This is a genomic window from Parahalioglobus pacificus (assembly GCF_014652275.1).
Classification (GTDB): Bacteria; Pseudomonadota; Gammaproteobacteria; order Pseudomonadales; family Halieaceae; genus Parahalioglobus; species Parahalioglobus pacificus.
Genome location: NZ_BMYM01000001.1, coordinates 168,361 through 185,341 on the forward strand (window position 1 = coordinate 168,361; position 16,981 = coordinate 185,341).

Genomic DNA, 16,981 nt, shown 5'->3' on the forward strand with positions numbered 1-16,981 from the left:
CGGTACACACGTTAACGAAACGCGGTTACAGGAAGATAAATCGGCCCAGGAACACAGTTACCATGAACCACGCGCCAAAGCCGATATCCTCACCGCGGCCTGCCACCAGTTTGATCACGGCGTAGCTTATAAAGCCCACTGCTATACCGTTTGCAATAGAAAAGCTCAGCGGCATCATAATGATGGTGAGCAAGGCGGGAATGACCTCGGTGTCGTCCTCCCAGTTCAGTTCCCGCATGCCAGTCAACATTAGCAACGCCACGTAAATAAGTGCACCGGCCGTCGCAAATGCCGGAACCATGCCTGCCAATGGCGCGAAGAAAATAGCGACGAGAAAAAGGGTGCCCACGGTGATTGCGGTCAGACCGGTGCGACCTCCTGCGGCAACCCCTGCGGCGCTCTCCACATAACTGGTAACCGGCGCGCAGCCTAGGAAGGCGCCGGCCACGCTGGCGCTACTGTCGGCTTTGAGTGCACGGTCTACGTTGTGGATATTGCCCCCGTCGTCTATCAGCCGTGCCCTCGTGGCCACGCCCATCAGGGTGCCTGCTGTGTCAAATAAGTTGACGAACAGGATCGCGATGATCACGCTGATCATGCCCACTTCAAATGCGCCGGCGATATCAAGCTCGAACAGCACCGGGGCAATACTCGGTGGGGCAGATACCAGGCCGTTGTACTCAATCTCGCCCACGAATAGGCCTGCGAGAGTGGTCAGTAGTACGCCCAGCATGATCGCGCCATGTACCTGGCGCACCGCCAGAGCCGCGATTAGCAGAAAGCCCAGCGCTGCCAGCAGGGTGGCTGGTTGGGTCAGGTCACCGAGGGCGAGGTAAGTGGCGGGGTGAGCAACGATCAGGCCGCCGCTTTTCAGGCCGATAAAGCCGATAAACAGCCCCACGCCGCAGCCCATGGCGATGCGCATATTCATGGGAATACTATTGAGCATCCAGGCACGTAGTCTGGTGACACTCATGATCACGAACAGAACTCCTGCGAGGAACACAGCGCCCAGTGCAACCTGCCAGCTATAGCCCATTTCGCCGACCACGGTGTAGGTAAAAAAGGCGTTCAGACCCATGCCCGGTGCAAGACCTACCGGCCAATTAGCGTAAAGGCCCATTGAGAAACAGGCCAGGGCAGCTGCAAGGCACGTCGCAACGAAGCTGGCGCCCTGGTCCATGCCTGCGGCAGCCATCAGCTGCGGATTGACGAAGATGATATAGGCCATCGTGATGAAGGTAGTGGCACCGGCGAGGAGTTCAGTCGAAACCCGCGTGCTATGCGCTTGGAGCTTGAAAATGCGCTCAAGTGAAGAGGTGATCAAGTGCCTATCTCCAGAATAGTTAATTGCGCTGTCACGCACTGTGACGAGCGGTAAGTCGCTTTGCCTGCTCGCGCTGACGTGCGGCGAGCGCATTCAGGTCGATCCCGACAATCTCCCCGTCGGTAACGCGCCATTGTCCGCCGACCAGCACGCGATCCGCGCGCTGGGCGTTGCACAGGAGCAGTGCCGCGAGCGGATCGTGACTGCCGGCGAAGGCCAGATCGTTTAGCTTGTAGAATGCAAGATCGGCCTGCATGCCGGGGGCAAGCTGGCCAATGTCTGATCGCCCGAGCACGGCGGCTGATCCGGAGGTAGCCCAGCGCAGCGCATCGAGGTGGGTTACAGCGGCTGCGCCATACCGCAGCCGCTGTAAATACAGTGCCAAGCGCGTTTCGACGATCATATTGCTCGCATCGTTGGACGCCGAGCCATCCACTGCCAAGCCTATTTTTGCCCCGGCAGCTTCGAGCTCCTGGGTGCGGCATATGCCGGAGGCCAGCATCATATTGGACCCGGGGCAGTGGCTGATGCCGACGCCTGCTGCACCCAGACGCCTTACTTCCTCATCGTCGAAATGAATGCCATGGGCCAGCCAGGTGCTGTCTCGCAACCAGCCCACACGCTCGAGATAGTCTACGGTACGGCAGCCAAAATGCTCGCGGCAGAACATCTCTTCGTCGAGCGTTTCAGCAAGATGTGTATGCAGGCGCACGCCGTGACGGTTGGCGAGCTCTGCGCTATCGCGCATCAGCGATTCGGTAACTGAGAAGGGCGAGCAGGGTGCAAGGGCAAGCTGCACAAAGCTGCCTTCACCACCGTCGTGGTAGCATCCGATGACGCGCTCGGAATCTTTCAGTATGGTCTCTTCTCGCTGTACGGTAGTCCTCGGTGGTAGGCCACCGTCGTCTTCTCCCAGCGACATGGATCCCCGCGTCAGCGTGACTCGACTACCCACGACCTCCCGGGCAGCAACCTGGACGTCGATTGCGTTCTCTAGCCCCTCGGGGAAGAGATAGTGGTGGTCAGCTGCCGTAGTGCAGCCGCTGAGCAGCAATTCTGCCAACGCTACCTGCGTTGCGGTATGCAGCATTTCCTCGTCGAGGCAGGCCCATACTGGGTAAAGGCTCTTCAGCCAGTCGAAGAGCTCTTTGTTCAGTGCGGCGGGTAGCGCGCGGGTCAAGGTTTGGTAAAAATGATGGTGCGTATTGACCAGCCCCGGGAGCACGACGTGGGAACTCGCATCAAAGGCATTGTCTACTGGCTCTCCCGGTGTTTCCCCAGCCGCGAGTATCGCTTCGATTTTCGTGCCGCAGATGACTAGCCCACCGCTGGCGTCAAGACTATTCGCTGTGAATATAGCCATGGGGTTCTTAATCCACGTACGTAGCTCATGACGCACTTGATGCCTCCTGCTCTGGAGAGCTGCGGGGTATAAGAAGTTCGAGAAAAATCGCAAGAAAAGTGGTGCTGGATACGGGGAAACCGAGCAGCATGGCGAGCGTGGGCGACAGGTTGGGCAGCAAGGCTGGAGCCTGGGCGGCGAGGAGGCCACCCGCCATGGCGAGCGAGCAGATCAGCCAGGTGCGCTTGCCGGGCTCTGCGTTGAGGATGATCTGCAGCCCCGACCACGCAACAAGAGCAAACATCAGTCCCGTAGCGCCGTACAGGACACCCTTTGGCAGTGCCATGAACAGGCTGCCCAGTACCGGGAAAAAGCCGAGTAAAACGAGCATCCCGGCTAGCCAGGCGCCTACGTGGCGGCTGGCCACTCCGGTTAGGCGTATCACGCCATTATTCTGACTGAAGGTGGTGTTGGGAAATGTGCAGAAAACGGCTGCCAATAGGGAGTTAAAGCCGTCGCCCAACACGCCATTACGGATGCGGCGCCAGTACGAGTTCCCTGCCACCGGCAAGCGAGACAGGTTTGAGGTGGCGGTCAAGTCGCCAACGGACTCAGCTGCGGTCACCAGGTAGATAGGCACCAGCGACAGGAATACGCCCCAGTGGAACGCGGGGGGGTAAAGGAATGGCACTGGGTAAAATACATCCGATGATCTATCGCCGACAGGTAGGATGAGCTGTCCTGCCACTGCTGCAGCGACACAGCCCAGCCCGAGCCCAATAGCAATGGAAGAGAGGCGCCACCAGGGTGAACGACGCGTGCTCAACAGTGTGATCACCGAAATAACCCCTAGTGCGGAAGCGGCTATCTGCCAAGCGGCTTGCCCCGCCTCGGCGAGACGCTGGTACTCACTGAGTAGATTGTTGATCGTCACCATCACCAGTGACAGACCCAGCATGATCACGGCGGTGCCGGTAACGGTTGTGGTGACAACACGCTGCAGGAAGGTCAGGCAATGGCTTAGCAGCATCAGCATGAGCGCTCCCACCAAAGTGCAGCCGAATATGACGCCCAGAATTTCATCCTGAGTATGCGTGTCAGCAAGGGTCTGCGAAATAAATATGAGCGGACCGACAAAGGTGAAGCTGGTGCCTTGTACCGATAGCAGTCCAGAGCCGATGCGGCCCAGGGTATGTACCTGCACCCAGGTTGCCACGCCGGAAATGATCAGAGCGCTGCTAATCATGTAGCTGGTAGTGGCAGCATCAAGTCCCATTCCAAGGCAAATCAACAAGGGAGCGGTGGCAATGCTAGCGAAAATCGCCAGCAAGTGTTGTGCTGCAGCTAGGAACTTTGCCGGCAGAGGCGGATCTTCGTCCAGCCCATAAAGCAGCGCTTTGTTACCGGGCGCCGGTGACCGAAAGTGTGAAGGCATAAGATGTGGGATGCTAGAGTTTGACGTGAATCACCATCGCATACGGCGTAGGCTCAGGGAAATACAGAGACCGGCTTAGCCATCATCTCTATGCTCAAGCTCGGCAGAGTCCGCGTGGCGAGCTGCGCTAGGGGATACCAGGCGGTCTCCAGACTCCGCATTTGCCGTAAGTGGCAGCTAGAGGGTCTTTCTAGATTTGCCTAGACGCATCACACCCGCCAAAACTGCTATCGCGGCAAGCACAACGAGGCCATGATCGGGAGCAGTAGCAAAGTGCAGCATTTCCAAAAGCACGCCTGCTGCCTCAGGGGAGGCTCCGTGCTCGGAGTGGGCCAGTGCGGAGCCGGTCATTGCCAGATTGGGCAGCGCAATCGTCGCGAATATAAAATTTTTCATGGGTTTTCTCCTCTTGATTATCATAGGCTCGTCACAACGTGCGTGATGAGTAGCTCGGGTCCGACTCATCTACCAGGTGTGCCGGCGTCATTTTTTCCAAGGCCGGTTCTATACCTGCCTTCGGTTGTAACATGCCGTGCTTAACAATAAAGCGCACTATCTCCGCAATGCCCTTGCCGGTTTCTACATTGGCCAGGACGAACGGCTTGTCACCGCGCATCTTTCGGGTATCGCGATCCAGCACTGCCAGGGACGCCCCTACATGCTCGGCGATATCGACTTTGTTGATGATCAGCATGTCAGACTTGGTGATGCCGGGCCCGCCCTTGCGTGGGATCTTGTCGCCTGCGCACACATCGATCACATAAAGCGTGAGATCTGACAGTTCCGGGCTGAACGTCGCCGACAGGTTGTCGCCACCACTTTCCACCAGTACCAGCTCCAGTCCCGGGTGTCGATCCTGCAGCTGCTGCACGGCAGCAAGGTTCATCGACGCGTCTTCGCGGATAGCCGTATGCGGGCAGCCGCCGGTCTCCACACCGAGTATACGATCCTCCTCCAGCGCCTCATTGCGTAGCAGGAACTGCGCGTCTTCCTTGGTGTAGATGTCGTTGGTCACCACTGCAATATTATAGTGCTCCCGCATGGTGTGGCAGATTTGTTGCAGCAGCGCAGTTTTGCCGGAGCCTACCGGTCCACCCACGCCTACTCGTAATACCTGTTGATTCATAGCAGCATTTCTTTTCAATTGATTGGGTTTCAGGAGCGGAATAAACGCGAATACTGGCACTCATGCAGACTAGATGCTATCGCCATGCCTACCAGACCGGAGCCGATCTGGTCGTCTCTGAGCGCTGCTGATCCCTGCACTGCAGCCTCAATGACTGGCAACATCGCCTGCAGAATGCGCTGTCCGTCGGTCTGCCCCATGGGCATTGCCTTGCTCGCAGACGCCACCTGATTTTCACACCAGCTCCAGGTAAACCCGAGCAGCGCTTGCTCGATTGGGATATACCCAAGTATCGACGCCAAAGCGTGCATGCTCACGACCGTGGGTGTCGGACAGAGCGACAACTCGGCCTGACGCCCCCTGTCCTGACCCAAGTGCCATTGAGCGAATGCTGAGCCTACCTGCACATCTTCATCGTATAGCTCGCGGCTCTCGCGAAAGGCCAGCAGTGTCTGGTTCCAGTGCTGCAGCTCGCTCTCACTGCGGTTCTGCCAAGCATGGTACATGCGCCGATAGATCGGCATGTCCAGCTGCCCTAGACCCGTTTTAAGGTTGCATTCAATCCACGACTGCACCTCGGTGGCATTGCTGCACCAGCCGCAGTCGAGTGCATATTCGAGGCCCTGGGAGTAGGCGAACGCGCCTATCGGCAGTCCCGGGCTGGAAAGATGCAGCAGTGCCAGCAGGCTTTGGCGATCTCTCCTCATGTCAGTCGCCGTCGTGGCCATGATGGTGTCCCGTGCTTTGGCCGTGGCGGTGCTCGTGATCGTCTGTGTGTGAATGACTGTGGCCTTTGGCATAGGCTCCGGACTCCGGTTCAAAGACGGCCGGCGTGTGTACCACTTCAATCCCCAGGCCCCTGAGCATGTCATCCAGCACATAGTCCTTTTGGTAGCGTAAAAAACCCGTGCCGATCTGTAGCGAAACGTGCCGATTGCCCAAGTGATAGCAGGCGCGAGCAAACAGGGTAGGGTCGCTGACGTTGGCCGTAGACACGGCTTCATCGGCAGCATTAACCTGCAGCCATTCGTCGTTGTCGTTGGTCAGCCAGGTGCCGTGGCGCAACACCTGGCCGCGCGTTATCTGAATCCCAGCTGTCTTGCCGCTTCTGCAGGTCAATATCAAGCGGCCCCGCTTGCGATCGTCGTAGCTGAGATCAACGCTTTCGAACGCCGTAATTCCTGCGGCCAGCTGATTCTCAATCCGGGTGAATATTTTCATACTCAGAACAGGTAATAGCGTTGTGCCATGGGTAATTCGGTGGCAGGTTCGCAGCTGAGCTGCTGACCATCAGCTTTAACAACATAGGTCTGTGGGTCCACCTCCATTGCCGGTTGATAGTCGTTGAGCTTCATGTCTTGCTTACGAATGCCGCGGGTGTTCTTGACAGGTGCCAGGGTTTTTCGCAGTGACAAGTGTTCAAGGCTGCCGCTATCGAGTGCAGCCTGTGAGACAAAACTGATACTGGTGGCCTTCACGGCCTCACCCATGGCACCAAACATCCTTCGGTAGTGCACCGGCTGCGGTGTGGGAATAGAGGCATTTGGGTCGCCCATTGGTGCTGCTGCGATCATGCCACCTTTGATGATCATAGAGGGCTTGGTGCCGAAAAACATTGGCTTCCAAAGTACGATATCAGCAAGTTTGCCAACTTCGATAGAACCAACTTCATGGGCGATGCCCATGGTGATAGCGGGATTGATGGCGTACTTGGCAAGGTAGCGGCGCGCGCGAAAATTGTCGTGTCCCTCCTGATCTTCGGGCAGGGGGCCTCGCTGTGCTTTCATCTTATGGGCTGTCTGCCAGGTGCGGGTGACTACTTCGCCGACGCGTCCCATAGCCTGGGAGTCAGACGCGATCATGCTGAATGCTCCCAGATCATGCAGTATATCTTCGGCAGCAATGGTCTCGCGGCGAATCCGGGAATCTGCAAATGCGACGTCCTCTGGAATATTGGGGTCTAGGTGGTGGCAAACCATCAACATGTCCAAGTGTTCATCGACCGTGTTGATGGTATAGGGCCGAGTTGGATTGGTTGAAGAGGGGAGTACGTTTGCCTCGCCGCAGGCCTTGATGATATCCGGTGCGTGGCCGCCGCCAGCACCCTCGGTGTGATAAGTGTGAATCACCCGGCCTTTGAGGGCTGCGAGGGTGTCTTCGACAAAACCGGATTCATTCAGCGTATCGGTATGAATCGCAACCTGAACGTCGTACCGCTCCGCTACGGACAGGCAGTTGTCGATCGATGCCGGAGTTGTGCCCCAGTCCTCGTGCAGTTTCAGGCCAATGGCGCCCGCCTCAATCTGTTCGCTCAAGGCCTCAGGCAGGCTGGCGTTGCCCTTGCCGAGAAAGCCGATGTTCATGGGCAGACCTTCCACCGCCTGAAGCATTTTGCCGATATGCCAGGGTCCGGGGGTGCAGGTGGTGGCATTGGTGCCTGTGGCGGGGCCGGTGCCGCCGCCCAGCATGGTGGTGACGCCGCTCATCAGCGCTTCTTCCACCTGCTGCGGGCAGATAAAGTGTATATGGGCATCGACACAACCCGGCGTTACGATCTGACCCTCGCCTGCAATCACTTCCGTGCCGGGTCCTATCTGAATGGTAACGCCCTCTTGGGTGTCCGGATTGCCGGCTTTGCCGATGGCCTGGACCCGGCCGTCCTTAATGCCGATGTCTGCTTTGACCACACCCCAGTAGTCGAGGATAAGAGCGTTGGTGATTACCGTATCGGGCACTTGGTCGGCGATCGCCTGGCTTTGGCCCATGCCGTCGCGGATTACCTTGCCTCCACCAAATTTCACCTCATCGCCGTAGATGGTGTAGTCCGTCTCGGGCGAGATAAAGAGCCCACTGTCGCCCAGGCGAACCTTGTCGCCCACTGTGGGTCCGTACATGTCGGCATAGGCCTTTCTGTCTATACTGGCCATATTACAGGTCTCCCATTACGTCGCCGCGAAAGCCAAATACTCTGCGTTTACCGGCGAATTCGACCAGTTCCACTGCCCTGGTCTGTCCCGGTTCAAACCGCACTGCGGTGCCCGCAGGGATATTCAGACGAAAGCCGCGGGTTGCGGTGCGATCGAACTGCAGCGCCGGATTGGTTTCAAAAAAGTGGTAGTGGCTGCCAATCTGGATCGGGCGATCGCCAGTGTTGGCGACTTCCACCGTGATGCGATTGCGCCCTGCGTTTATTTCGATACTGCCTTCGGCACTGATTACTTCACCGGGAATCACGTGTATCTCCTATTGTCGTTATCTTGTGGCTGCATTCAGGCAATCGGGTTGTGCACGGTGACCAGTTTCGTGCCATCGGGGAATGTGGCTTCTACCTGTACCTCGTGAATCATCTCCGGGATACCCACCATCACATCATCGCGAGTTAGCACGTTTCGGCCAGAGTTCATCAGCTCGGACACCGTGCGGCCATCGCGGGCGCCCTCCAGAATGAAGGCGCTGATCATAGCAATACTCTCCGGGTAGTTAAGCTTTACCCCGCGATCTTTGCGCTTTTGCGCCAGGTCTGCCGCCACGTGCAGCAGCAGCTTGTCCTTTTCTCTAGGCGAGAGTTCCATAAGGGATTCCCATATCGGTCTGTGTTACTTGTTCTAGTCAAGCTCAGTAAGCCGCCGGACGAGATGAACGATACACCTACGTCTACGTGCGCCAAATACGTGGTACGCAGGCGGGCCGCTGGACTATCGCCGGACGCAACTGTGTCCAGAGCTCCTGAAAACGGTCCCGGGCCCACTCGGCTTTGTCGGTCAGAAGGCGGGCGACAAAGACGCCAGGTTTTTGTGTGACCGCCACCAACCCCCGCGGGTTTCCGGCGGCCTCTCCAGCATTAATCCGCTCCTGCCATGCGTGTATCTGTGCTGTTAGCTCACGGTTACCCAAAACGTCTTCGGTCACTACGAACGCACCGGTCACTCTTTGATCGGCCAACCCTGCTCGGTTCGCCAGCATTGCATCATCGGCCGAGAAATTGATCTGATCAATGAATAACGGTGAGCCGTCACGTGTGATCTCAAGGCGCTGTCTCAGGCTACCGCTGCGGAAAGGTTTCTCACCTTCTGGACGACCAAGGCATATGATTTCCCAGCCGCTGTAAATTGCGGTGCCGTAAAGGGCAATTCGACTACATAGCTCTCCCGTCGCGCCATCAAACAGGATATTTTCTTGGGGTAGCCACTCTAGTACCCCGCCATCGGCAATTGTGGCTGACACCGTTTGGCCTTGGCTCATGTCGGTTATGTTGCGATAAAGTTTTCCGGCGGATGGTGTGGTCACGAGTACTTTTGCACTCGACTGTACTTCGAGTTCTATGTTCAGATGATCGCCGCCTACTAGTCCCCCCGGCGGATGCAGCAGGTAGATGTGAGCAAGGTCGGCTCCTTCGGGAAAGAATGGGCGCTGAACGCGCAGTGGACCGAAATGTGAAGTGGCCCCCAGTCGAGTTGCCGTTGCTTGGCCCTCCAGATCATGCGCTGTAAAACAGGCGGTAAACTCTGCCAGCCAGCGGCGCTGGGACTTTTTGAGGAAAGGTATTGAAGTCATCTGACCCAACGTTGCTCACTGCGCTACGCACCACGTACGTTCAAAGCGGGCCGTGTCCGCTGTGGCGCTTAATGGGGCGCTCGACAAAAGAATAGAGCATCGATAATGCAAATATCTGTTTGTGCTGTCCAGTTAATTTGCGCATCCTTCCTGATGCTCATCTACGGTTCTGCCAGAGTGCTTTACTTGGCTATTTGCAGTCTGGCGGGCCCAATCTATATCCGGCTTGTTTATGCGCGCTGCCGAATGGTCTCCCACCACCGCAGATTGCGTTCTCGTTTCGGTCCGTCGTGATCGTAGATTGTTCAGTGGCATGCAAGGTGCGTCACTGTGGGCCTCAAGTGGATGCCAGTTTTCCTGAGATCGCTTCCCACGCCAGTAACGTGACTTCAGAATTGCCCGCGCCAGGCTAGCTACTTTAGCCAAGAGTTTCTAGCTAACAGACGCCCGGCGTTGGAGCGAGGCTAGGAAACTGAAGTATATGCTCTATCGTAATACTCGCGTTGACGAATTTGACATTAAAAGACTCGAACTCCGCGCGTGGGTGTTGAGCTATTCTGAATAGCACAATTTTCAATCTTCCATGTATAGCTGGGCAGATATTTATGCGCGGTTTTTAAAATGATGGCTCCGAGTAAGTGATACGGCTCTGGCAGCGGCAGCAATAGGCGCAAATAATATAAGAATTGCGGCCCGACCGTAGCTGAGAAAAACAAGACCTCTGAGTTGAGCTGTCAATGAGGACTTCTGTTTGGCAGGATATTCAGGTCCGCTCCCACGGCTAGCAACATTGAAAAATATAAAGAAAAGTTTCCCGCCTCGATTCCGTCGAAGGCTCCTCTACACCGCGACTGTGTCGGTGTTAATGGGCTCTGTGGCAGCCTACTCGCAAGACGTGGATATCGCTCCTGCGCCCGGTGGTGCAGTAAATGTGCGTGGGATTGTGCGCCTACCTGACGTCGTTGGCACGGCGCAAAATAACGATCCACTTTGCTACAACCCTGCAACTGGGTAAGTCACCAACTGCGCAGCCGGGTCGAATGTTGGCCCGCCTGGTCCTGCCGGTCCTGCCGGTCCTGCCGGAGCGGATGGTGCTGATGGTGCCACCGGTTCGCCGGTCCTGCCGGTCCTGCCGGAGTAGATGGGTCGGATGGTGTTGATGGTGTTGATGGTACCGCCGTATTAAATGGCGCCGGCGTGCCGGCCGATACCCTTGGCGTAGATGATGATTTCTACATCGATACCACTGACCCCAATAATTTTCAGATCTGGTGCCCCAAGGGTAGTGGCTCCTGGCTAGGCACTGGCCCCACCGATCTACGGGGTCAACAGGGTGATCCTAGTCCTGCCGGAGCGGATGGTGCTGATGGTGCTACCGGTTCTGCCGGTCCTGCCGGAGTAGATGGGTCGGATGGTGTTGATGGTGTTGATGGTACCGCCGTATTAAATGGCGCCGGCGTGCCGGCCGATACCCTTGGCGTAGATGATGATTTCTACATCGACACCACTGACCCCAATAATTTTCAGATCTGGGGCCCCAAGGGTAGTGGCTCCTGGCTAGGCACTGGCCCCACCGATCTACGTGGTCAACAGGGTGATCCTGGTCCTGCCGGAGCGGATGGTGCTGATGGTGCTACCGGTTCTGCCGGTCCTGCCGGTCCTGCCGGTCCTGCCGGTCCTGCCGGTCCTGCCGGTCCTGCCGGAGCAGATGGTCCTCAGGGTCCTCAGGGTGCTACTGGTGCCCAGGGTCCTGCCGGTCCTGATGGTCAACCGGGTCCAGCGGGTCCAGCGGGTCCAGATGGTGCTGTAGGACCCACAGGTGCTCCTGGTGCTCCTGGCCCCACAGGCCCCCCCAGGCGTGGTTCCGTTTGATGGTAATACCTGTACTCTTGATGGGGATATTTTTCGAGAGGGACGCGTAGGTATTGGTGCTACCGGTGCTCCACAGTCGGTGCTAGATGTTCAGAGCTCAGATTCAGGAGTACTGGTGCCGAGGCTGGGAGAGGGAAGTGTCATCACGCCGCTTCCAGGAATGGTCATTTTTGATACCGATGACCAAAAGCTGAAGTATTATGACGGCGCAGCTTGGGTTACTGTGGACGAGCCTGAGGTTTCAGATGCCGGGCAAATAAAGATTAACGGATTTAATACTACAGGCGTCACGCAACAGCCCGAGTTCGAAATTCCGGCGTCACCTGAAAACGCTCCGTTAACTTTTGTCCGCATCGTTTACGATGGACTGGATGTAAACGACAATCCCTCAAGTACAGTTCAGCCAGGCAATATAGTCCTAGCAGCGCCCCCAACGACGAGTTTCCCAGCGAACGGACCCACTGATTCGACTGCGATCTATGACACTGCCACGGACAGGTTCATAGAGAATTCGGTCGAAGGACAGGTGAACATTTGGCGCGTCGACTTTAATTACAGCGAAAGAGCCGGCAATGGTGGCACAACCTTCGTTGTACGGCTGGAAAACCCCAATCCACAATCGACGTTTGTGATTGAGAGCGCGCTCACAGTTACAGGAGACAATGCAAACGATCAACGGGAAATATCAATCGTACTTATAACTATCGCTGATTCGTTAAGCCTTCCCAGCCCACAATATGATGGAGGCTATGAAATCTCCATTGGCGCGGACGACGCGGCCAGAGTCACCGTGACAAGCGTCACGCGAATTTCTCTCCGTACGTAGAGCGCACTCTTTGGCGGCGACGAGAAATAGATGTCATCGGATATCCAATCCAAACAACGTGCGCAGATAATTAAAACTCCTTTATCGAGTCGATTAGCTTTTATGGAGGTGCAAAGGGCATTGATATGAGCGAGCATTTGCCAGCTTAAAGTCACGTGAGCGGCGACATCATTTTGGAATTCGATACAGCTGCAACCTTGGGTGCCGTGAACGGCTGATCTAATAGGGACAATCCTTTACCAGGGCGAGCGGATCTGCTTTCACTGGCGGCCATCTGTGAATAGATAGCCGATGTGGCATCCATTTATACATGCCGGTTAACGTAGTGCTGGTGTTGGATCTGCGATCCGGCGCAAAGCTCTGAGCTGATATGCTTGTCCTAGCGTATTATCCCAGTACGTAACAGATAGCGTTCTAAATAATGAAGGCGTTTAAACATGTTGAAGACTGTTTATTTTTCACTGTTGCTGTCCCTGACAGCAAGTCTTTGGTCTAGTGCGACGATGTCTGACACTGTAATGACTGTACTGGTGACCGGCGCTAACCGCGGCATTGGCCTTGAAATGGTTAAGCAGATGGAGGCGCGCGGCTTTGAGGTTATCGGCACTGCGCGTAACCCTGATAGGGCCACTGAACTGAAGGCCACGGGGGCCGAGGTGCTTGCGCTTGATGTCACTGACGGCGAGAGTGTTGCCGCACTTACGGCTGCGCTGGATGGACGCAAGATCGATATGTTAATCAATAACGCAGGCACAGGCGGGCAGCGGGTTGCGAACTTTCTTGACTATGACGTCGACCGCATGAGGCAAACTTTCGATGTGAATACCTTTGGACCTATGCGTGTCACACAGGCCCTGTTGCCGAACCTTGAGAAAGGAAAGGTCAAGACTGTGGTAAGTGTCAGCTCAGTGATGGCAAGCATTGAACGCAATGGGGGTGGTGCCTATGGTTACCGCGCCAGCAAGACCGCTCTCAACATGCTGAACTCTTCCCTGGCGAAAGAGTATGCCGATGCCGGCTTTACCTGCGTTGTGGTGCACCCAGGTTGGGTGCGCACACGCATGGGCGGCGAACAGGCACCGGTCAGCACCGAAGACAGCGTGAAGGGCTTGATGGATGTCTTTGCCGGTTTAAGCACGGAAGACAACGGCAAGTTTTATGACTTTCAGGGTGAAGAAATTCCCTGGTGAGTGACCCCTGGTCGGTATTGGTACCTCACTGTCACAGTGGTGCGCCGATGCTGCTCACGCGGGAACCTCTGCACTAGCCCGCTGTCGCAGAGGTATGAACGTAAAATACTTTCTCTGGTTCCTAGCGTGTCTGCCGCTGTTGTCTCAGGCACAAACTCAGTTTCTTTCTGGCGACCAACAGACGACCTTGGTTGAACTGTATACGTCCGAGGGTTGTAGTTCCTGCCCGCCCGCAGACCGTTGGTATTCGCGGCTGAGGGAACACCCTGATCTATGGCAGTCGGTGATTCCGATCGCGTTTCACGTGGACTACTGGAACTACCTGGGTTGGCCCGACAGATTCTCCGATCGCAGTTATTCCAGTCGACAGCGCAAGTACCGGTCTCAAGGCAGTGCCAGTGGTGTGTACACCCCTGGCGTGTTTGCTGCAGGGCGCGAGTGGCGTGGCTGGCGGCGGGCTGGACTCACTGTGCCCACGACAGGACAGTCGGTTGGTAGCCTGTCACTGTCCGTCGATAGCCAGGCCTTCAATGCTGAGTACACCCCGGCGGCAGCTGAACAAACCCCGCCGATGCAGCTGCATGTTGTGGTTTTGGGTTTTGGCCTTGAGACCCCAGTGAAGCGAGGAGAGAACCGCGGTGAATTTTTGCGCCACGACTTCGTCGTATTGGGCCACACTGTGTACCGCGGCGACGGCAGTCGTTGGGAGGGTGATCTACCCGATGCGGCACTGGCTCACGAAGCAGAGCAACTGGCCGTTGCGGCGTGGGTTACCACTGCGGGCAAACAGCAGCCGCTGCAGGCGGTTGGAGGCTGGCTGCCAGAGCAGCGAGCCTCAATAGAGAGGCACTAGACGTTAAAGCGGAAGTGGATGACGTCGCCATCCTGGACCACGTAGTCCTTGCCCTCCAGACGCCAGCGTCCTGCGTCCTTGGCGCCTTGTTCACCATTGTGTGAGATGAAATCGTCGTAGCCCACGATTTCCGCACGGATGAAGCCTTTTCGAAAGTCTGTGTGGATGACGCCTGCGGCCTCCGGTGCGGTAGCACCGACTTTCACCGTCCAGGCGCGCACCTCTTTGGGGCCAGCCGTAAAGTAGGTGTGAAGATTGAGCAGTTCGTAGCCGGCACGGATAACGCGGTTGAGTCCCGGCTCATCCATTCCCAGGTCCTGCAAAAACTCTGCTCGCTCATCATCGTCCAGCTCAACAATCTCCGACTCGAGTTTGTTGCAAATGGCCACAACCACCGCACCTTCCTCAGTGGCGATAGCGCGGACGGTGTCCAGGTGCGGGTTGTTCTCGAAGCCATCCTCGTCAACATTCGCAATGTACATAGTGGGCTTGGTAGTCAGCAGGTGCAGCTTGCGCACCATCTCCGCTTCGTTCTCATTCAGGCTGACCGCGCGCACCGGCTTTGCTTCGTTCAACTGGGGAAGCAGTTTGTCTTCCAAGAGGGCCTTGAGTGCAACCGCCTCCTTGTCACCGCTCTTGGCAGTGCGCACGACCTTCTGCAGCTGCTTCTCGCAGCTCTCCAGGTCCGCCAGCGCAAGTTCCGTATTGATCACCTCGATATCCGCTGCGGGGTCGATCTGGTTCGCAACGTGAATGACATTCTCGTCGTCGAAGCAGCGCACCACATGAGCAATTGCGTCAGTCTCTCGGATGTTGGCCAGAAACTGGTTGCCCAGTCCTTCGCCCTTAGAGGCGCCAGCAACCAGGCCCGCAATGTCGACGAACTCCATGGTAGTCGCGATCTGGTTCTCGGGCTTAACGATGGCAGCGATTTTGTCCTGTCGTGGGTCGGGCACAGGTACAACACCGGCATTAGGCTCAATGGTACAGAAGGGGAAGTTTTCAGCGTCAATGCCTGCCTTGGTCAGTGCATTGAATAATGTGGATTTACCGACGTTGGGTAGTCCAACAATTCCGCATTTGAAACCCATAATGGTGTCCTTTATTTAAGGCTGCTGTGCCTTGAAACTGTGTAGGCGCGTCATCGCCTTGGTGCTGTCGCCGTCGAGGTATTGGGGTAGCGCTGCCAGCGCCTCATCGATAGCGGCGTCGATTGCCGTTCTATCGGCGGGGGCAGGGCGGCCCAGCACATATCCGCTGACTTTAGAGGCGTGACCGGGGTGACCTATGCCCAGCCGTAGTCGGTGGAAATCGCTGCGATTGCCCAGAGACGGTACGATGTCCCGAAGACCATTGTGACCGCCATGGCCGCCGCTCTTTTTGAATCTCGCTTGCCCGGGCGGAATATCGAGTTCGTCGTGGGCGATGAGAATCTGTTCGGGCGACAACTTGTAAAACCCGGCCAGTGCCGCAACGGACTTACCGCTTCGGTTCATAAAGGTGGTGGGTATGAGCAGTCGGAGATCGTGTCCGGCTAAGGTTGCGCGACCAGTCAGGCCGAAAAATTTGGCGTCAGACTGCAGGGTGCTTCCTGCTTGTCGCGCCAGGGATTCAACGAACTCGGCGCCCGCGTTATGCCGGGTACCCAGGTACTCTGTACCCGGGTTGCCCAGGCCAACGATCAAGCTGATGTTGGCAGTCATAAGGGGGGCCGATGTCGTTGGGAGGATTACTCCTCGCCGGCTTCTTCTTCACCGTCAGCGTCGGCGGCAGGCGCGTCCGCTTCATCGTCCGCGTCAGAGCCACCCTTAGGCGGAATCACGGAAGCCACGGCCAGGTCGTGGTCGTCGCCCAAGGCTAGAGCCACGGAAGTCACACCTTCAGGCAGAGTAATGTCAGTCAGGTGAACGATTTCACCAGACTTAACCTCTGCCATATCCACTTCGATGTACTCGGGGATATCGGCTGGCAGACAGGAAACTTCGATGTCGGTAACCTGGTGCTGCACTATGCCGCCTTCCATCTTGACGCCGTAGCAGGTGTCTTCGTTGATGAAGTGAATGGGCACGTGCACCTTAATGGCAACTTTGTCGTCTACGCGCAGGAAATCCGCGTGCATTACAACGTCTTTGGCCGGGTGGCGCTGTAGATCCTTAAGGATCGCTTTTTCAGTGGTACCGCCCACGTTAATGCTCAGTACGTGAGAGAAGAATGCTTCGTTCTCGAGCGCTTTCTCGAAGTCCTTGCGCACCAGTGTCAGTGGCTTGGGATCTTCTTTACCGCCGTAGATGATAGCGGGTACCAGGTCCGCGAGACGACGCAGGCGGCGGCTCGCACCTTTCCCTTGGTCTTCGCGCAGTTCTGCATTCAGTTCAAATTGGTCAGACATTGTCCGAACTCCTTTGATAGCTCATCACAGCGCTTGCGACCGGCGCGGTGATGGGTTCATTGTTAGC

18 protein-coding genes are annotated in these 16,981 nt (G+C 56.7%); 4 read left to right on the plus strand and 14 right to left on the minus strand.

What is annotated here, in order from left to right; translation table 11 throughout:
* Positions 1-25: 25 nt before the first annotated feature.
* From IE089_RS00735 to IE089_RS00785, 11 genes are all read right to left on the minus strand, one after another.
* Positions 26-1,327: an NCS2 family permease gene (locus IE089_RS00735; RefSeq protein WP_229802512.1), complete on the minus strand. Its 1,302-nt coding sequence runs from the start codon at positions 1,325-1,327 to the stop codon at positions 26-28.
* Between the two features lie 31 nt (positions 1,328-1,358).
* Positions 1,359-2,726 carry an 8-oxoguanine deaminase gene (locus IE089_RS00740; protein WP_268247968.1) on the minus strand — a complete coding sequence of 456 codons (1,368 nt, stop codon included), beginning with the start codon at positions 2,724-2,726 and terminating at the stop codon, positions 1,359-1,361.
* Complete coding sequence (locus IE089_RS00745; protein ID WP_189474248.1) at positions 2,716-4,104, minus strand: uracil-xanthine permease family protein; 1,389 nt, start codon at positions 4,102-4,104, stop codon at positions 2,716-2,718. The genes IE089_RS00740 and IE089_RS00745 overlap by 11 nt, the downstream gene beginning before the upstream one ends.
* Before the next feature lie 177 nt (positions 4,105-4,281).
* Positions 4,282-4,500 (minus strand): hypothetical protein, encoded by a 219-nt coding sequence (locus tag IE089_RS00750; protein ID WP_189474249.1) that lies wholly within the window; start codon positions 4,498-4,500, stop codon positions 4,282-4,284.
* Positions 4,501-4,531: 31 nt separating this feature from the next.
* Positions 4,532-5,230, minus strand: coding sequence for an urease accessory protein UreG (ureG, locus tag IE089_RS00755; RefSeq protein ID WP_189474251.1), 699 nt, complete (start codon positions 5,228-5,230; stop codon positions 4,532-4,534).
* A 29-nt stretch (positions 5,231-5,259) separates the two neighbouring features.
* Complete coding sequence (locus IE089_RS00760) at positions 5,260-5,958, minus strand: urease accessory protein UreF (protein ID WP_189474253.1); 699 nt, start codon at positions 5,956-5,958, stop codon at positions 5,260-5,262.
* Positions 5,939-6,451, minus strand: a complete 513-nt coding sequence (ureE, locus tag IE089_RS00765) for an urease accessory protein UreE (RefSeq protein ID WP_189474255.1) — start codon at positions 6,449-6,451, stop codon at positions 5,939-5,941. Before ureE ends, IE089_RS00760 begins: the two co-directional genes overlap by 20 nt.
* Positions 6,452-6,453: 2 nt before the next feature.
* Entirely contained in the window at positions 6,454-8,157 is a 1,704-nt protein-coding gene (ureC, locus tag IE089_RS00770) for an urease subunit alpha (protein ID WP_189474257.1), read from the minus strand.
* A 1-nt stretch (position 8,158) separates the two neighbouring features.
* Positions 8,159-8,464: an urease subunit beta gene (locus IE089_RS00775; RefSeq protein WP_189474259.1), complete on the minus strand. Its 306-nt coding sequence runs from the start codon at positions 8,462-8,464 to the stop codon at positions 8,159-8,161.
* A 35-nt stretch (positions 8,465-8,499) separates the two neighbouring features.
* Positions 8,500-8,802 carry an urease subunit gamma gene (gene ureA, locus IE089_RS00780; protein WP_189474261.1) on the minus strand — a complete coding sequence of 101 codons (303 nt, stop codon included), beginning with the start codon at positions 8,800-8,802 and terminating at the stop codon, positions 8,500-8,502.
* Positions 8,803-8,884: 82 nt separating this feature from the next.
* On the minus strand, positions 8,885-9,784 hold the full coding sequence (locus IE089_RS00785) for an urease accessory protein UreD (protein ID WP_189474263.1): 900 nt from the start codon (positions 9,782-9,784) through the stop codon (positions 8,885-8,887).
* Between the two features lie 1,594 nt (positions 9,785-11,378).
* On the opposite strand from IE089_RS00785, the gene IE089_RS15615 reads away from it, so the two are divergent.
* From IE089_RS15615 to IE089_RS00805, 4 genes are all read left to right on the plus strand, one after another.
* Positions 11,379-11,594, plus strand: coding sequence for a hypothetical protein (locus IE089_RS15615; RefSeq protein WP_229802513.1), 216 nt, complete (start codon positions 11,379-11,381; stop codon positions 11,592-11,594).
* A gap of 9 nt (positions 11,595-11,603) precedes the next feature.
* A complete protein-coding gene (locus IE089_RS00795) occupies positions 11,604-12,482 on the plus strand; it encodes a phage tail-like protein (RefSeq protein WP_189477444.1) in 879 nt (292 codons plus the stop codon).
* Between the two features lie 437 nt (positions 12,483-12,919).
* Complete coding sequence (locus tag IE089_RS00800) at positions 12,920-13,672, plus strand: SDR family oxidoreductase (RefSeq protein WP_229802514.1); 753 nt, start codon at positions 12,920-12,922, stop codon at positions 13,670-13,672.
* Positions 13,673-13,766: 94 nt separating this feature from the next.
* Positions 13,767-14,525, plus strand: a complete 759-nt coding sequence (locus IE089_RS00805) for a DUF1223 domain-containing protein (protein ID WP_189474265.1) — start codon at positions 13,767-13,769, stop codon at positions 14,523-14,525.
* On the opposite strand, the gene ychF is transcribed toward IE089_RS00805, so the two are convergent.
* From ychF to IE089_RS00820, 3 genes are read right to left on the minus strand one after another with little or no spacing between them, the layout of a single operon-like run.
* On the minus strand, positions 14,522-15,616 hold the full coding sequence (ychF, locus tag IE089_RS00810) for a redox-regulated ATPase YchF (protein ID WP_189474267.1): 1,095 nt from the start codon (positions 15,614-15,616) through the stop codon (positions 14,522-14,524). The genes IE089_RS00805 and ychF overlap by 4 nt on opposite strands.
* Positions 15,617-15,631: 15 nt before the next feature.
* Positions 15,632-16,228, minus strand: coding sequence for an aminoacyl-tRNA hydrolase (gene pth / locus IE089_RS00815; RefSeq protein ID WP_189474270.1), 597 nt, complete (start codon positions 16,226-16,228; stop codon positions 15,632-15,634).
* 26 nt (positions 16,229-16,254) lie between these two features.
* Complete coding sequence (locus IE089_RS00820) at positions 16,255-16,914, minus strand: 50S ribosomal protein L25/general stress protein Ctc (protein WP_189474271.1); 660 nt, start codon at positions 16,912-16,914, stop codon at positions 16,255-16,257.
* Positions 16,915-16,981: the final 67 nt, after the last annotated feature.

Excerpts from the sequence above, each read along its gene's own strand:
- IE089_RS00745 (WP_189474248.1), bottom strand. The coding sequence starts at position 4,104 with ATGCCTTCACACTTTCGGTCACCGGCGCCCGGTAACAAAGCGCTGCTT.
- IE089_RS00750 (WP_189474249.1), bottom strand. The coding sequence starts at position 4,500 with ATGAAAAATTTTATATTCGCGACGATTGCGCTGCCCAATCTGGCAATG.
- ureG (WP_189474251.1), bottom strand. The coding sequence starts at position 5,230 with ATGAATCAACAGGTATTACGAGTAGGCGTGGGTGGACCGGTAGGCTCC.
- IE089_RS00760 (WP_189474253.1), bottom strand. The coding sequence starts at position 5,958 with ATGGCCACGACGGCGACTGACATGAGGAGAGATCGCCAAAGCCTGCTG.
- ureE (WP_189474255.1), bottom strand. The coding sequence starts at position 6,451 with ATGAAAATATTCACCCGGATTGAGAATCAGCTGGCCGCAGGAATTACG.
- ureC (WP_189474257.1), bottom strand. The coding sequence starts at position 8,157 with ATGGCCAGTATAGACAGAAAGGCCTATGCCGACATGTACGGACCCACA.
- ureA (WP_189474261.1), bottom strand. The coding sequence starts at position 8,802 with ATGGAACTCTCGCCTAGAGAAAAGGACAAGCTGCTGCTGCACGTGGCG.
- IE089_RS00785 (WP_189474263.1), bottom strand. The coding sequence starts at position 9,784 with ATGACTTCAATACCTTTCCTCAAAAAGTCCCAGCGCCGCTGGCTGGCA.
- IE089_RS00800 (WP_229802514.1), top strand. The coding sequence starts at position 12,920 with ATGTTGAAGACTGTTTATTTTTCACTGTTGCTGTCCCTGACAGCAAGT.
- IE089_RS00805 (WP_189474265.1), top strand. The coding sequence starts at position 13,767 with ATGAACGTAAAATACTTTCTCTGGTTCCTAGCGTGTCTGCCGCTGTTG.
- ychF (WP_189474267.1), bottom strand. The coding sequence starts at position 15,616 with ATGGGTTTCAAATGCGGAATTGTTGGACTACCCAACGTCGGTAAATCC.
- pth (WP_189474270.1), bottom strand. The coding sequence starts at position 16,228 with ATGACTGCCAACATCAGCTTGATCGTTGGCCTGGGCAACCCGGGTACA.
- IE089_RS00820 (WP_189474271.1), bottom strand. The coding sequence starts at position 16,914 with ATGTCTGACCAATTTGAACTGAATGCAGAACTGCGCGAAGACCAAGGG.